This window comes from Halonotius roseus (assembly GCF_006861655.1).
In the GTDB taxonomy this organism is placed as follows: Archaea; Halobacteriota; Halobacteria; order Halobacteriales; family Haloferacaceae; genus Halonotius; species Halonotius roseus.
In genome coordinates, this window is record NZ_SESI01000002.1 from 372,700 (window position 1) to 387,597 (window position 14,898).

The following is a 14,898-nucleotide window of genomic DNA, read 5'->3' on the forward strand; positions in this document are numbered from 1 at the left end:
TGCGAGACGACCCCTGTGGAACGATAGCTGTGGTCGTGAGAACACTTAACCCGATGCCACGGGAGGGGTAGCGCATGGAACCACTCGAAGCCGAGGGGCTCCAGGAGTCGGTCTCCTACGAGCCGGTCAGCGTCAAGGAGCTGCTCGTGGAGATGAAGGATACCTCCGAACTCCTCATCGATCTGGCCTACTCGGCGGTGCTCCATCAGAGCGACCAGATCGCCCACGAGGTGCTGGAGCTCGAAGCGAAGATGCAGGTGTTGCAGGTGCGCGCCCGGATGAGCCTCATGCTGGCGGCCCGCAGCCCCGATGAGGCCGAGGCGCTTGCGCCCGTGTTGGGCGTCGTTGAGGCCGCCGACACGATCGCCGACGCCGCCGGCGATATCGCCAAGATCGTCATCGAGGAGATCGGCCTCCCGCCGTCGATGCGGGGCGCGCTCTCGACGGCCGTCGAACAGCTGGTTCGGGGGACAGTCGCCGACGACTCGCCGTATGTCGGCCAGACCCTCCAGGAAATCGATCTCGAATCCAAAACCGGCATCCGCGCTATCGCCGTCCGGCGCGGCGACGAGTGGATCCGCAACCCCGGCCCGGAGACAACGATCGAGGCCGGCGACGTGACGCTGCTCCGGGGCCCCGAGGCGGCGATCGGGGAGGTCTACGAGCGGTTGACCGGCGAGGGCTACGACCCCGAGCCGGCACCCGAGCCGGCGATGGCGGATCTCGAACGCGCCGTCGACTCCATCGTGTTGATGAAGAACCTCTCGGAGCTGGCGGTCGATATCGCCTACGGCGCGATCCTCTTCGACAACAAGACGTTGGCCAGAGAGGTTGCCAACCTCGAAGTCGAGGTCGACGCCCTGCAGTCGCGGTTTGAGGCGTGGGTGTTGCAGGCCGCCGCCGAGGCCGACGACCCGGTCGCGCTGCGCGGGCTGATCCATCTCGGCATCAGCACCGAGGTCATCAGCGACGCCGCCGTCTCGATCAGCGAGGGCGTGTTGCGCAACATTGGCGTCCACCCGGTCGTCGAACTCGCGGTTCAGGAAAGCGATGAGCTCATCGCCCGCGTCGAGATCGACGCCGACAGCGAGCTTGCGGGCACCGAGATCGTCGGCGGCGTGCCGGCTGTCGACGTCTCGACGAGCGTGATTGCGATCCGCCGCCCGGAGGACGGGTGGCTCGTCGGGCCGGATATGGACACAACACTGCGGGCCGGCGATGTGTTGATCACGAAAGGCACCCGCACCTCGGCGGCAGAGTTCGAATCGTTGGCGACGGCGTCTTCGCCCGATTAGTCGTCAGCCGGCGTCGATTGGTCGCCGGTGTCAGTCGACACCACCGTTCCGACCCCCTTGCTCGCGCCTTCCCGGAAGACGAACCGCTGGCCTTCCTCGATGAAATACGGGCGAAACTTGAACTCGATCTCCGTCGTACCGGTGTCGCCGGGCAGGAGTTTGCCGCCCTCGGGCGCGAAGATCGCCGTCTCGCTGAGTGTTTCGAGATGGACAACGGGCTCGTAGCCCTCCCGGATCCGAGTGGGGTGGTTGAGCACCATCACCTCGGCCTCGAAGGATCGCGTCGCTGTCGGCTCGGCGTGTCGCGGTAGCAGCACCATGCCGCGTTCGATCTCGGCTTCGTCAACACCCTTGAGCGCGATCCCGACGATCCGGCCGGCTTTGGCGGCGTCGACGCGGTGGTAATGCATCTCGATCGAACGGACTTCGACCTCGCGGAACGCCCCGTCGGCCATCGGTCCCAAGAGGAGCTCGTCGCCGGCTTCGACATGGCCGGAGTTGATCGTCCCCGAGGCGACCGCGCCGACGCCGGTGACGCTGTAGGTGCGGTCGATATACATCCGGAACTCGCCGTGGTCGTCGCTGGCCCGTTTCGGCAGTTGGCCGAAGAGGCGATCGAGGTCGTCCATCCCGTCGCCGCGAACCGCGCTCGTCCGGATGATCGGGACGACCGTCTCGCTCAACTCCTCGGCGGCGGTCTCGATGCTGTAGCGATCGGTTCGAAGCGGGCTCCGCTGGACATCCCGGAGCATCGATTCGACCTCCTTTTCGACCTCGGCGACGCGCTCCTCGCTGACGGCGTCAACCTTCGTGATCGTCACAATCGTCGGGAGATCGGTCGCCAGCAGGATGCCGAGATGTTCGCGGGTCGTTTTTGTCGGCCCGTCATCGGCGGCAACCGCGAGCAGGCCGTAATCGAGCTTCTGGCCGACCAGCCCGCGGATCGTGGTTCGGAGCCACGGCTCGTGGCCGACGGTGTCGACGAAGGATACGAGCCGATTGGACTCCTCGACCACGCGTGCGCGATCACTTTTCCGGTGCGGGTTGTCCATGTGAATCGGCTCGCCGGCCTCATCGAAGCCATACACCGCATACGAGAGATCCGCCGAGAGGCCGCGTTCGACCTCGTGGGGCTGCACGTCGAGGAAGCCCCGCGTCGCGCCGTCGCCGTCGTCGGCCTCGCCGGTCACCAGCGAGCCGACGAGCGTGGATTTCCCGTGATCGACGTGGCCGGCGGTGCCGATGACGATATGGCCGTCGTCGGCCTCCAGCATCGCGCCCTCGCGGATCGTCGCCATGCCGACGAGGCCGCCATCGCCGGCCGACCACGTCTCCACGTCGTCGATGTGGGCATCGGCCTCCTCGGCGAGCAATGAGAGTACGTCCATCGTTTCCGAAAAGGCGTCCTGTGAGATTCCGGCGATCCCGCCGTCGTCGGTGACGCCGACAACGTAGGTGGCCTCGCCGTCGCCGGAAAGTACCCGGTGGCGGAGTTGGGCGACGAGGCTTTCCTTCCGGCCGTCTTCAAGATGGAGGCTGCGAGTAAGGCGTTCCTTGAACTCGATGTGACCGCCTTCCTCTTCGCCGTGCGCTAGGGCCTGCTCTAAGGCGGCCCGATCCGCGCTCATAGGGAGCCGTTAGCAAGGGGTGGTAAAAACGCTTTCCGTGCCGTGTCAATACATGCCAATAGAGTACGCTATACCGATCGATACCATACTGAGTGTGGTCGTGGGCTACTCTCCAAGCGTCTCGTAGGCCCGTTTGACCGATTTGAACTCGTCTTCGTCACCCTCGGGAGCATCAGGGTGGACGGTTTTGACTTTCTCGCGGTAGGCCGATTTCACCGTCTCGGCGTCGGCTCCGGTGTCGACATCGAGGATGTCAGCGGCCGCCGATTTCGAGAGACCGGTCTGCTGGCCGACGCTTCCACCACCGCGAGCGCGCTGTCGACGGCGGCGATCTTGCCCGCGTGCTCGCTGACGGTTCGCACGCTCGCGGGTGAAGCGGCCCTCAAACGGCCCGGCATCGAAGCCACCCGGGCCGCCACCGCCGCGGGTCGATCGGGCGTAGCCGGCCGGGTCGGCACGGATGCGCTCGGCGAGTTTGCCGCTGGCCTGATACCACATGAGATAGGCCGCGCCGCCGAAGGGGACGGCGACAAGCAGGAAAAACGGGGAGACGACGATCCCGGCGATCAGCATGAGCGCGGTGATCCCGATAAACACCGCCGCGATCCCCATGAGCAGGCCGTCTCGGTTCACACCCGCTGTAGGGGTTCCACCGGTGAAAATCTCTCGGCTATACGATTAAGTGGTATTTGGACAACCAATCGAATACGGTAACTGGATGTAGAAAGCCCTCGGCTCTCTCGACTCCCGCGACTCGCTGCGCTCCTCACTCGCTCCGCTCGTTGCGGTGCTTGCGTCGTCGGGGTTCTCCGAGAGAGCCTCGCCCTTTCAGTCTACCAGAAGACTCCGTCTTCTGGTCGCCCGAAAATCTTCGATTTTCGCAGGCCGCCAGGGGGCGGCAGATGAACAGTTTCCGAATCGTCCGGTGGTTGGGCTCCCTATTCGTCGTCGCCGCGGTACTGATTGAGTCGCTGCTTGAGCTGTTTGGCTGACTGCCCCGCAGCGGCGGCGAAGTCTTCGCCCTTGTCTTCGCCAGCGAAAATGATCCCCCGCGAGGAGTTGACGAGACCGACGCCGTCGTCGCGGAGACCGTGCTCGACGGCGGCCTTTGCGTCGCCGCCCTGCGCGCCGACGCCGGGGACGAGGAAGGGCAGGGAGGGCACCTGCTCGCGGATCGCTTCGAGCTCGTCAGGCCCGGTCGCGCCGACGACGAGGCCGACGTTGTTGTGCTCATTCCACGCGACGGCGCGGTCGGCCACGCGCTCATAGAGCGTCCCACCCGAGTCGAGTTCGAGATCCTGGAAGTCGGTTCGGCCGGGATTCGAGGTGCGACAGAGGACGAAGACGCCCTTGTCGGCGCGATCTAAGAACGGCTGGAGGGAGTCGTGGCCCATGTATGGGTTGACGGTGATCGCGTCCACGTCGTCGAGAATGTCGGCGTACTGGCGGGTCGTGTTGCCGATGTCGGCGCGTTTGGCATCGAGCAGGACGGGCACGTCCTTCCCGTGGGCGTAGGCGATCGTCTCCCGGAGCGCGCGCCAGCCGTCGGCCGACTCGTAGAAGGCGGCGTTCGGTTTGTAGCAGGCCGCATGCTCGTGGGTGGCGTCGATGATCCGGCGGTTGAACGCCCACTGCGGGAGGTCGTGATCTTGGAGGTGCTCGGGCAGTCGATCCAGCTGGGAGTCGAGGCCGACCGAGACGACGCTGTCGATGGTGGCGATCCGGTCGGCGAGGCGATCGAAGAAGGCGGTAGCCATTTGCCGAAGGGTCGCAGGCGACCCTCAAGCGTCTTTCGTGTCGTCCGACACTCGCAGGCGTTTAGCGATGGGTCTCGCGGGGGACGACGGCCATCGGGCGATCAGAGTGGAGTAAGACCTGTTCGCTGACGCCCCCGATAGCAGCCTTGTTTGTGGGGCTTGGCTTCCGGACGCCGAGGACAATCTCGTCAGCATCGACTTCCTCGGAAAACGAGAGGATGTCCTCGGCGGGGACGTTGCCGCGGCTGAACTGCTCGGTTTCGACGGTCGTGGCCGCCGCCAGCCGCGAGGCGACGGCGTTGAGCGCGTCCTTCCCGTCGCGGATCGCCTCGGCGTCGGCGTCTTCGTCGTGAAGAGAGTTGATCGCATAGACGGTGTCGTCCTCATCGACACGGTCGAAGAGATAGTCACAGAGGGCCGCGCTGGTATGTACCGAATCGGTCGCAACGACGAACGTTGTCATGGCTGTCCGGATGTCGTTGGGGCGGTAAACGCTTACTGACGAGACACGCCGCCGAACACCGGATACCGGTGCCGTTTAGCAGCCACCGAGCGAGAGTCCGGTATGACCGACGACCCCCTCCGCTGGGAGACGCTCGATACCGACATCGATTACGCGTGCCCGGGTTTCGACGTACGGCGCGACGACGTTCGGCTGCCAGATGGCACCGAAACCGACTACCACTACGTTGACGAGTCGCCCGCGGTCGTGGTTCTGCCGCTGACACCCGACGGCGATATCGTCGTCATCGAGGAGTGGCGGCAGGCTGTCGACCGTGTCAACCGCGGACTGCCTGCTGGCTCGATGGAAGGCGACGAGGAACCAGCCGACGCAGCCCACCGCGAACTCCGTGAGGAGACCGGTTACAAGGCCGACCGCATCGAACCGCTGTTGACGACCGAGCCATCAAATGGGATCGCCAACTCGGTGCATCATCATTTCGTTGCCTACGACTGCGAGCCGACGGCCGAACAGCAACTCGACGCCAACGAGTCAATCCGCGTCGACACGGTCGACTACGACGACTATCTCGATAGTGTTGTCAACGACGACCTGAACGATGGGCGGTCGGCACTGACGCTGTTGCAGTACGAGCTGACGCACTGACTGTTTGCGGTTATCGACCGAAAGAGCGAACGCAATCCTTACCGCCCAGCCCCCGGTAGCCGCGGGCAATGCGCGATCACTTCGAGATCCGGGACGCCGACGCCGCCGGGCGGATCGGCCGACTGGAGGTTCCACGGGCCGACCGAACGATCGAGACACCCGCGCTCATGCCGGTGATCAACCCCAACCGGCTCACGATCGAGCCCGCCCGCCTCGAAGCCGAGTTCGGCGTCGAGATCCTGATCACGAACTCCTATATCATCCGCGAGACCGAGTCGCTCCGCGAGCAGGCACTCGACGAAGGCCTCCACAAGATGCTCGGTTTCGACGGCGCGATCATGACCGACTCGGGTTCCTTCCAGCTCTCCGAATACAGCGATGTTGAGGTGACAACCAAGGAGATCATCGAGTTCCAACACGCCATCGGATCCGATATCGGGACGCCGGTCGATATCCCGACACCGCCGGATGTGAGCCGCGAGCAAGCCGAATCAGAGTTGGCGACGACCCAGCAGGCTCTCGCCGACGCCGAAGCCATCGACGTTGGCGAGATGCTGCTGAATGCACCGGTACAGGGGTCGACGTATCCCGATCTCCGTGAGGACGCCGCCGCCCACGCGGCCGCAACCGACCTCGACGTGTTCCCGGTCGGCGCGGTCGTCCCACTGATGAACAGCTACCGCTACGACGATATGGTGACCGCCGTCGCCGCCGCGAAACGCGGCCTTGGCGCGGACTGTCCCGTCCATCTCTTCGGCGCGGGCCACCCGATGATGCTCGCACTCGCTGTCGCCATGGGCTGTGATCTCTTCGATTCCGCGGCCTACGCACTGTACGCCCGCGCCGGCCGGTATCTGACGGTCTCAGGCACCCAACAGCTCGACGACCTCGACTACTTCCCCTGCTCGTGTCCGATCTGCAGTGAGCGAACGCCCGCCGACCTCAGAAACGAGGACGACGACACCCGAACCCGACTGCTCGCCGAGCACAATCTCCATGTGACCTTCGAGGAGCTCCGGCGGATCAAGCAGGCGATCCGGAGCGGCAACCTACTGGAACTCGTTGACCGCCGCGCCCGCGGCCATCCGGCGATGTACGACGGCTACCGCGCGCTGTTGGATCACGCTGACCAACTCGAAGCTGAGGATCCGGTCTCGAAGGGGACGTTCTTCCATACCTCCGCCGAGAGCGCGCGGCGACCCGAGGTGCTGCGCCACCACGAGCGACTCGACCGGCTTGCGGTTCCCGACCGCCTGCTGCTGACTGAAGGTGGCGCGCCCGATGGCGACACCTATGATGCAGCGTGGCGCGTTGTCCCGCCGTTCGGCCCCTTCCCGCGGGAACTCTCCGATAGCTATCCATTCACCGCGGCCGTTCCTGACCGATCCGACCGCGCGGGCCAGGTGGCCGCGGCCGACGGCGTTCGGGCACTCGTCGAGGCCAACCCCGACACCGAGTTTACGCTCGCCATCAACCACTGGCACCACGATGCGATCGACCGGGTGCCGGAACGGGTGAGCGTCGAGTCGCTTTCGACCATCCACGACGACGAGGATTAGTCGGCTGTCGCCGGGTTCTCGTCGACCTGTACCCGCCACAGATCGGCATAGGCACCGTTTGTCGCCAGCAGATCGTCGTGGCTCCCCTGTTCGATGATCTCGCCGTCGTCCATGACCACGATCCGGTCAGCATCCTGGATCGTCGACAACCGATGGGCGATCACGAGCGCGGTGCGGTCGGCGATCAGCCGCGAGAGACTGGCTTGGATGTGCTGTTCGGTTTCGGTGTCGACATCGCTGGTCGCCTCATCGAGGATGATGATCGCGGGATCGTTGAGGATCGCCCGCGCGATAGCAAGCCGCTGTCGCTGCCCACCGGAAAGCTTCACGCCGCGTTCGCCGATCTCGGTTCGGTAGCCGTCCGGGAGATCCTGGATAAATCGATCGGCTTCAGCGGCATCAGCCGCCTCGACAACAGCGTCCGGAACCGATCCGTCGGTGCGGAGCGCGGTCAGCGTCTCCAGATCCCCGTAGGCGATGTTTTCGGCAACCGTCCCGGAGAACAGATACGGCGATTGGCCGACGATAGCGATCCCTCGTCGGAGCGACTGGCGGGCATACTCCCGGACATCAACGTCGTCGACACGGACGCTCCCGCTGTCGACATCGTAGAACCGGGGGACGAGTCTCGTCAGCGTCGACTTCCCGGCCCCGGTTTCGCCGGCCAGTCCGATGGTTTCGCCGTGCTCGATCGACAGCGACACGTCGGAAAGCACCGGCTCGCGGTCGCCGTAGCCGAAGGTTACGTCCTCGAAGTCGATATCGCCGCGGATGAACGCCGGGTCGTGTGGATCGTCGGGATCGTCGATCATGGGGGCATGGCCGAGCAGCCCGAAGACGCGTTCGGCACTCGATTTGGCTTGCTGGTATTTGTTGGCCGACCGCCCGATCCGACGCATCGGCGAGTAGAGCCGCCGGAGATAGAGGAAAAACAGCGCGAACGAGCCCGTCGACAACCCACCGGCGTCGCCGAGAAGGATGATATCTCGTCCGCCGACAAAGAGGATGGCGACAAAGGCGATACCGGTCATCAGCCGGAGGGCGGCGAAAAAGCCGCGTCGGAGCCGAAGGGCGCGGATCTGTTCGTCGTGGTACTGCTCGCTCTGTGTGGCGACCCGCTCGTGTTCGAACTCGTAGCGATCAAAGGATTTGATGATATCCACGCCGGCGATGTTGTTTTCGAGGCGGCTGTTCAGCCGGGAGACAGTCTCGCGGATCGACTGGTAGCGCGGCTCGATCCACGTGAGAAACCCCGCGCTGGCGAGGCCGATCAGCGGCACCGGCAGCAGCGCGATCGCGGCAAGCTTCGGCGAGTAGCTCCACAGGATGATCGTGATCCCTGAAACCGTGGCGACGACGCGGATGAGTTGGCGGAACTCGGAGTTGAGAAACTGTTCGAGCCGATTGATGTCGCTGTTGAGCACCGACAGCATCGCGCCGGTCTGGTGGTTGACGAAAAAATCCATCGAGAGCCGCTGGAGGTGGTCGTAGGCGTCGTTGCGGAGATCACGCTGTACCTTCTGGGCGGTTGATTGGAGCAGATACCGCGAGGCAAACCGGGTGACCGATCTGATGAGATACGCCACCGCCGCGATGACGACGAGTCGCCGAAGGAGTTCGAGCCGGGCGGCCTCGCCGACGATCGCCCCGGTCGGCAACAACCCCACGTCGGTCAGCAAGCCGGGATCGGCCCCGCCGAGTACAACACGGTCGATGGTCGCCGCGACGATCAACGCCGGAACCAGTCGGGCAAACCGGGTGATGACCGCGGTCGTGACACCGACGAGCAGCCGCGGCCAGTACCGCAACGCGTAGGTGATGAGATTGACCATCGGGTGCCCGTCGACGGTGTCACGAATGTGCTCGAACCCCCCGTGGTCGTCGGCCATGCGATCGGTTGCGGCGCGGGCGGCCTAACGGTAACGCTCCGACCGCGGTGGTGGTAGCACCCAGTCACTCATTGGGAGAGGCTTCCGGCATCCGGTCGCTGAAATCCCACGTGTACAGCCGGTTGGGGTCGATCCGGATTGTGACCTCGTCGCGCTCGGGCGACAGCAGCCGGTCGGCGAGGTCGGAGTCGGTACCGCCGAGATACCGCTGGAGCAGCTCCCGAAGCAACGCCTTCTCGGGGTCGGCCTCGACGGTGGCGGCCCCGTTGCCGCGAACCCCCTTGTACGGCGGATCGCTGGTCGAGATCTCGAAGGCGACATGGTCGTCATCGGCGAGATAGTCGACAACGTCGGCGGTCGCACTGGTCGCACACCAGAAGGCACCATCCCGATACAGAAACCACAGCGAGAGCATCCACAGCGACTCGCCGTTGGCGTGACAGGAGAGCCGCAGCGGCACCGTCGCCGAATCCAGGAAGGCTTCGGTTTCGGCCTCGTTCCACGCGCCGGCAAGCCGATCCATACCGACCTGTTGGGCGGCAGTGCGAAAAACACTCGGCCCACGCGCCCAGTGTGGTCGATTCCAAAGGCAAGATAGTTGCCCGTCGGCGGTCGACGAGAGGCAATGACCGAGTATTTTGAAGTCCTCGACCGCGACGGAGCCGCCCGGATCGGTGAGCTCCGACTCACCGAGTCGGTGACGACGCCGGCCCGCCTCGACGACGTACTCGTTGACAGCGGGAGTCTGTGGAACGCAGACCGCGAGGTTCCCGATGGCGACGATGAGTCGCTGACGATCCTCCCGCACCGGTCGCTGCCGGCCGGCACCCGCGAGGAAGTACAGGACGCTTTCAGCACCGACCACGCTGACACCGAGTTTCCGACCGCTGCGGTCGTCGCCAGCGACGACCCGACACCACAGGGAGCCGACGCCTACATCCTCAGCGACGCGTCGGGCTTTGTCGGCCACGGCGAAGGGTTCAAAGATGCGATCATCAGCGCGAAAGAGGCCCTACCGGCCGACACCGCCCTCGTGCTGTCGGGCGTTGCCACCCCGCGCAACGTCGCCCTGCTTGCGTACGCTGGTGTTGATGGGGTCGACGCAAAACTGGCGAAGGTCAAAGGCAGCCAGGCGAAATATCTCACCAGCGACGACGAGGCATTTCTTGCGGATCTCGACGAACTCCCCTGTAGCTGCCCAGCCTGCCAGCAACCCCGCGACGCATTCGACCGCGAGGACTGCATTGAGCACAACGTTGCCGCCCTCGACGCAGAGTTGCGGCGCGTCCGCGAACGCATCCGTGCCGGCCGATTGCGCGATTACATCGAAGGCCAAGCGCGCCACGACAACTGGCTGACCGCCGCGTTTCGGGAGTTTGACGACCAGTACAGCTATCTCGAAACTCGGACACCGGTGATGCGAACCAGCGAGATCTCGGCGGCGACGAGCGACACATTACGGCGCGTCGAGATCCAGCGGTTCGCCGAGCGCGTGACGAGTCGGTACCGCAACCGCTTCGATAATCCGCTCGTGCTCGTTCCGTGTTCCGCACGCAAACCTTACAGCGATTCCCAGAGCCACGGCCAGTTCCACGACGCTATCGGCTACCGCGGCCACACGGTCTCGATGACCTCGCCCATCGGCGTCGTCCCGCCGGAACTCGAACTGACCTACCCCGCCCAACACTACGATTCGGTTGTGACAGGGCGATGGTCGGAAGACGAAAAGGAGTTCGTCGCCAGCGTGCTCCGGCAGTATCTCCGGCGCAACGACTACCCTCGCGTCGTCGCCCACGTTCCCGACCACGGATATCGGGACATCGTCGAGCGCGTCGAAGCCGACCCCGAGATCGACCTCGACTTCGAGTACACCGTCAAGGGCCATCCGACCGATACAGACTCGCTGGCGAACCTTGCTGGCGCGTTGGAGGGCGAACTCAAGTTCTCCAAGCGGGAACGACAGCACAACACGATCAAGGCCATCGCCGACTACCAGTTCGGCGACGCCGCTGGCGACGCGCTGTTTGGCGATATCGAGATCCAAACGACCGGCCGTTACCCCAAACTACAGATCCGCACCGACGACGGCGACCAGTTGGCGACGATGGTGCCGCAGTACGGCCTGCTAGCGATGACACTCGCCGGCGGCGACCGCTGGCTCGCAAGCGACGCGCCAACCAAGACGGTCGATATCGAGGGCTTTGTCCCCCACGGCAGCGTGCTCGCACCGGGCGTTGTCGACGCCAGCGACGACATCCGGCCGGGCGATGAGGTCGTCATCGAGGGATCGGCCGCCTTCGCCGTCGGCCGCGCGGAGATGAGCGGCCCGGAGATGGTCGATTCGACCCGCGGGGTCGCCTCCACGGTACGACACGTCCGCGAGCGATAGGTCGGGGCGCGGCGGTTGATCGGGACGGTCAGCCGGCGTTGCAGTCGTGGCGGATAAGCGTGCGACGGAACGGCTCATCGTACTCGCCGTCAACGGGGCTATCCTGGATCATCCGGTAGAGCGTGATCGATTCGACCGGCTGGTCGTAGCGACTGGCCGCCTCTCGGCAGGCCCACTCGGCGTACCCCCGCCCGATGGCTCCGTCATTATCGCTGCTCACCGCTGACATGAACTTCCGTTCGCGGAACGACTCGTAGGTCGTCGCCGCATCCGGCGGGCGGTCGAACGAGGGGCTGTCCCGGAAGGCCGCCACCGTCGACCCGTTGTCGAGGGTGGCGTTGGTGACAAACCAGCTGTAGGAGTCAGTCGGGTTCGGCGCGTACAACCCCCACGACTGATCGAGGATCGCCGTCGCCTCATCCTCGTATGGCGGATCGTACTCGGCGACGTGGCCGACACCATACAGCAGGACGAAGACGAGAGCGAGGACACCCAGCACCGTCAGCAGCGAGGCTGCGTAGGCTCGACTGAAGGAAACGACATCGCCGCGCCCCCGACCGCGAAGCGTGTCAGCAAGCCGGCGTTCGATCGGCTCCCCACCGAACCACCAGCCGAGCCGACCCGCCGGCGGTGATCTCGTCACCCCATCCGGCAGCACGCGGACGACGGCGTCCCAGAACTGCGGCGTCAGATACGGGATCACCGAGGCCGTCAACACGAAGGGGAACAGCCCAACCATCAGCGTCGGCACCATCCCGAGGAACGCACCGATGTAGACAAGTGCGACCGCCGCCCGGAGCCGCCCAGCGGTCAGAAAGAGGAAGACAATCGAGCCGGCCAGCAGCGTCACCCAGCCGTAGTTGAGCACTTCCAACAGCGTGGGGTAGGCACTCAGATAGTTGCCCAGCAGCACCGTCATCTCGTCGTTGGCAAAGGCGATCTTGAGAGCCTCACCGGCATACCACGTCTCTCCCTGGTGTTTGAGCACCGCGTTCTGGGTGAAGACGATCAGCGGTTGGGCGAGCACGGCGGTCGTCGCCGCACTCATCACCGTCTCACGATACTCACCCCGGCGGACGGCGTCGATCGACCACCGCTCGCCGAGCGGTGTCAACAGCGCGAGCGGCAGCAGCGTCCGCAGGAGGATGTCGCCGCCGTTGAGCACCGCCGGGTTGCGCGCGTGGAGAGAGACCAACAGGACGAACGAACAGAAGCCGACGAGCCGCGTTCGGTAGCCGACAGCGAAGGCGAGCGCGAACAGCCCGGCCAACACGAACAGCAGGACTTGAAACCACAGCGAGCCGGAAAGCGCGTGGATCGACAGCCCAGCGAACTGCGTGTAGGTTGCCTCGTGAACAGCCAGCGGGTAGACCCCGCTGTCGGTGTAGTATTTTGCGATCGCTGGGGAGCGGTGGGCAAGATCGATGAGGAGAATCGCCCCCAGCAGGATCCGCATGGCCGCCAGCGCGCGGGTGTCGACACGGAGTCGACGACGAGCCGCGGCGGTAGCCGGCGCGAGCGGCCCGCCAGCAGCAGCCAGCCGGTCGGCCGACGAACGGAGCCGAGCGAGCGACGGATCCCCGGTCATACGTCCGAGGGCGGGCTCACGCGTCGTACCGGTGCCGCTGCCGGCAGGTGCTTCGAGCCACAGGGGGCTGAGTGAATCAACATACTCGGGGCTACGATGCGCGGCGGATAGGTTTTGTGTGTCAGCGACCGGTCGTGTTCAGATAGGTCGTGTTCAGATAAGTAGTCGTGTGAGCGCAACAGGTGTAGAAAGCCCTCAACGCTCTCGACTCCCAGGCCTCGCTGCGCGCTTCGTTCGCTTCGCTCACTGTAGTGCTTGCGTCGGCCGGGTTCGTCGAGAGCGTTTCGCCCTTTCAGTCCACCAGGAAGTCGGCTGGTCGGTCAGCCGGCCCGCCTGCTTGATCGTTCTTATCTGAACACCGCCACCACGCGCCGGGCGTCATCTGTGGTTGCGGTGGCGTCGTCGATGATTCGGTAGCGTCATCGATGTATCGACACCGACAGCAGACGCTGCCGGTGATCCTACTGCAGGCAGTCGATTATCGCCTGAGCGAATTCCCTATGTTGCTACAGCACAAAGAGATCGTATGGGCATTTCACTGGCGATGGGGTGGCGACACCTGCTGTTTGAAAACTGGCGGGTCGACCCCGAGTCGATCGCCGAACGGCTTCCCGAGGGGCTCACTGTCGACACCTACGACGGTGCCGGCTGGCTCTCGGTTGTGCCGTTCACCAACGTCGCCGTCCGACCACAGGGGCTGCCGGCCGCGGTCGGCCAGCCGCTGCCGGAGATCAACCTCCGCACCTACGTCACCTGCGATGGCGAGCCGGGGGTCTACTTTTTCAGCCTCGACGCCCAGGGCATCGCCGGCGTCATCGGCGCGCGCGTGACCCAACATCTGCCGTACTACTACGCGAAGATCAGTCTTGAGGGTGACGGCGACCGAGTCCGGTTCGACAGTCGCCGCCGCCATCCCGGCACGCGGCCGGCTCGCTACACCGCGACCTACGGGCCCAGCGGTGAGGCCTTCGAGTCAAGCGACGACCCACTGGCCGGGTTTCTCACGGAACGCTACCGGTTTTACACCGAAGCGTCGGACGGAACGATGCGCTACACCGACGTCGACCACGAGTCATGGACGCTGTACCCGGCTGAGGCCGACATCGAGACAAACACGCTGTTCCGCGCTGACGGGTTCAAACACCCAGAGGGTGAGCCGGTTCTGTACTACAGCCCCGGGGTTGATGTGACCGCCGGCACAAGCAGTCGGTGGACTGGAGGTACCCAATGAGCAACCAACCGGCGACAACCGACGACGATCCGCTGGCCGAGCTTGGCGGCCGGCCGGTGTTGCTGTTCGATGGCGTCTGTAACCTCTGTGATCGGATCGTCCAGGAGATTATCCCGCGGGATCCAACCGGCAAGATCGCGTTTGCGCCGCTGCAGTCGGCTGTCGGCCGCGCCCTCCAAGAGCGACACGGCTTCGATGCCGACGACCTCGATACCGTCATCCTCGTCGAGGGCAACTCGGTGCAGACGAAATCCGACGCGGCGATCCGGGTCGCCGAGCTGCTGGGGTGGCCCTACGCGGCCCTCGTTGTCGGCCGGCTGGTGCCGCGGAACGTCCGCAACGAGATCTATGATTTCGTTGCCGACAACCGCTATGGCTGGTTCGGCAAGAAGGATCAGTGTATGGTGCCCGACGAGGACGTAAGCGATCGGTTTCTGGAGTAACGCGGCCACGA

General features: G+C 64.9%; 13 protein-coding genes. 6 read left to right on the forward strand and 7 right to left on the reverse strand.

The window, feature by feature from the left end; translation table 11 throughout:
* The first annotated feature begins 74 nt into the window (after positions 1-74).
* Positions 75-1,295 (forward strand): potassium channel family protein, encoded by a 1,221-nt coding sequence (locus EWF95_RS08005; RefSeq protein ID WP_142443538.1) that lies wholly within the window; start codon positions 75-77, stop codon positions 1,293-1,295.
* On the opposite strand, the gene EWF95_RS08010 is transcribed toward EWF95_RS08005, so the two are convergent.
* The 4 genes from EWF95_RS08010 to EWF95_RS08025 form a co-directional block, all read right to left on the reverse strand.
* On the reverse strand, positions 1,292-2,923 hold the full coding sequence (locus tag EWF95_RS08010) for a GTPBP1 family GTP-binding protein (RefSeq protein ID WP_142443539.1): 1,632 nt from the start codon (positions 2,921-2,923) through the stop codon (positions 1,292-1,294). The genes EWF95_RS08005 and EWF95_RS08010 overlap by 4 nt on opposite strands.
* Positions 2,924-3,028: 105 nt before the next feature.
* Positions 3,029-3,556, reverse strand: coding sequence for a J domain-containing protein (locus tag EWF95_RS08015; protein WP_142443540.1), 528 nt, complete (start codon positions 3,554-3,556; stop codon positions 3,029-3,031).
* A 305-nt stretch (positions 3,557-3,861) separates the two neighbouring features.
* Positions 3,862-4,680: an orotidine-5'-phosphate decarboxylase gene (pyrF, locus tag EWF95_RS08020; RefSeq protein ID WP_142443541.1), complete on the reverse strand. Its 819-nt coding sequence runs from the start codon at positions 4,678-4,680 to the stop codon at positions 3,862-3,864.
* 61 nt (positions 4,681-4,741) lie between these two features.
* Entirely contained in the window at positions 4,742-5,143 is a 402-nt protein-coding gene (locus tag EWF95_RS08025; protein ID WP_142443542.1) for a universal stress protein, read from the reverse strand.
* Positions 5,144-5,245: 102 nt separating this feature from the next.
* Here EWF95_RS08025 and EWF95_RS08030 point away from each other — a divergent pair, with 102 nt between their 5' ends.
* Both EWF95_RS08030 and tgtA read left to right on the forward strand, forming a co-directional pair.
* The gene (locus EWF95_RS08030) at positions 5,246-5,788 is read left to right on the forward strand and encodes an NUDIX hydrolase (protein WP_142443543.1); all 543 of its coding nucleotides are present in this window, start codon (positions 5,246-5,248) and stop codon (positions 5,786-5,788) included.
* A gap of 68 nt (positions 5,789-5,856) precedes the next feature.
* The gene (gene tgtA / locus EWF95_RS08035) at positions 5,857-7,347 is read left to right on the forward strand and encodes a tRNA guanosine(15) transglycosylase TgtA (protein WP_142443544.1); all 1,491 of its coding nucleotides are present in this window, start codon (positions 5,857-5,859) and stop codon (positions 7,345-7,347) included.
* Here tgtA and EWF95_RS08040 read toward each other — a convergent pair.
* Both EWF95_RS08040 and EWF95_RS08045 read right to left on the reverse strand, forming a co-directional pair.
* Positions 7,344-9,236: an ABC transporter ATP-binding protein gene (locus EWF95_RS08040; RefSeq protein WP_142443545.1), complete on the reverse strand. Its 1,893-nt coding sequence runs from the start codon at positions 9,234-9,236 to the stop codon at positions 7,344-7,346. The two genes, tgtA and EWF95_RS08040, sit on opposite strands and share 4 nt — an antisense overlap.
* Positions 9,237-9,300: 64 nt before the next feature.
* Entirely contained in the window at positions 9,301-9,759 is a 459-nt protein-coding gene (locus EWF95_RS08045; RefSeq protein WP_142443546.1) for a pyridoxamine 5'-phosphate oxidase family protein, read from the reverse strand.
* Positions 9,760-9,861: 102 nt separating this feature from the next.
* On the opposite strand from EWF95_RS08045, the gene arcS reads away from it, so the two are divergent.
* The gene (gene arcS / locus EWF95_RS08050) at positions 9,862-11,625 is read left to right on the forward strand and encodes an archaeosine synthase subunit alpha (RefSeq protein ID WP_142443547.1); all 1,764 of its coding nucleotides are present in this window, start codon (positions 9,862-9,864) and stop codon (positions 11,623-11,625) included.
* Positions 11,626-11,653: 28 nt separating this feature from the next.
* On the opposite strand, the gene EWF95_RS08055 is transcribed toward arcS, so the two are convergent.
* Positions 11,654-13,213: an HTTM domain-containing protein gene (locus EWF95_RS08055; RefSeq protein ID WP_142443548.1), complete on the reverse strand. Its 1,560-nt coding sequence runs from the start codon at positions 13,211-13,213 to the stop codon at positions 11,654-11,656.
* Between the two features lie 526 nt (positions 13,214-13,739).
* On the opposite strand from EWF95_RS08055, the gene EWF95_RS08060 reads away from it, so the two are divergent.
* Together EWF95_RS08060 and EWF95_RS08065 are read left to right on the forward strand one after the other, a co-directional pair.
* Positions 13,740-14,444 (forward strand): YqjF family protein, encoded by a 705-nt coding sequence (locus tag EWF95_RS08060; protein WP_142443549.1) that lies wholly within the window; start codon positions 13,740-13,742, stop codon positions 14,442-14,444.
* Positions 14,441-14,887 (forward strand): thiol-disulfide oxidoreductase DCC family protein, encoded by a 447-nt coding sequence (locus EWF95_RS08065; protein WP_142443550.1) that lies wholly within the window; start codon positions 14,441-14,443, stop codon positions 14,885-14,887. Before EWF95_RS08060 ends, EWF95_RS08065 begins: the two co-directional genes overlap by 4 nt.
* The last annotated feature ends 11 nt before the right edge of the window (positions 14,888-14,898 follow it).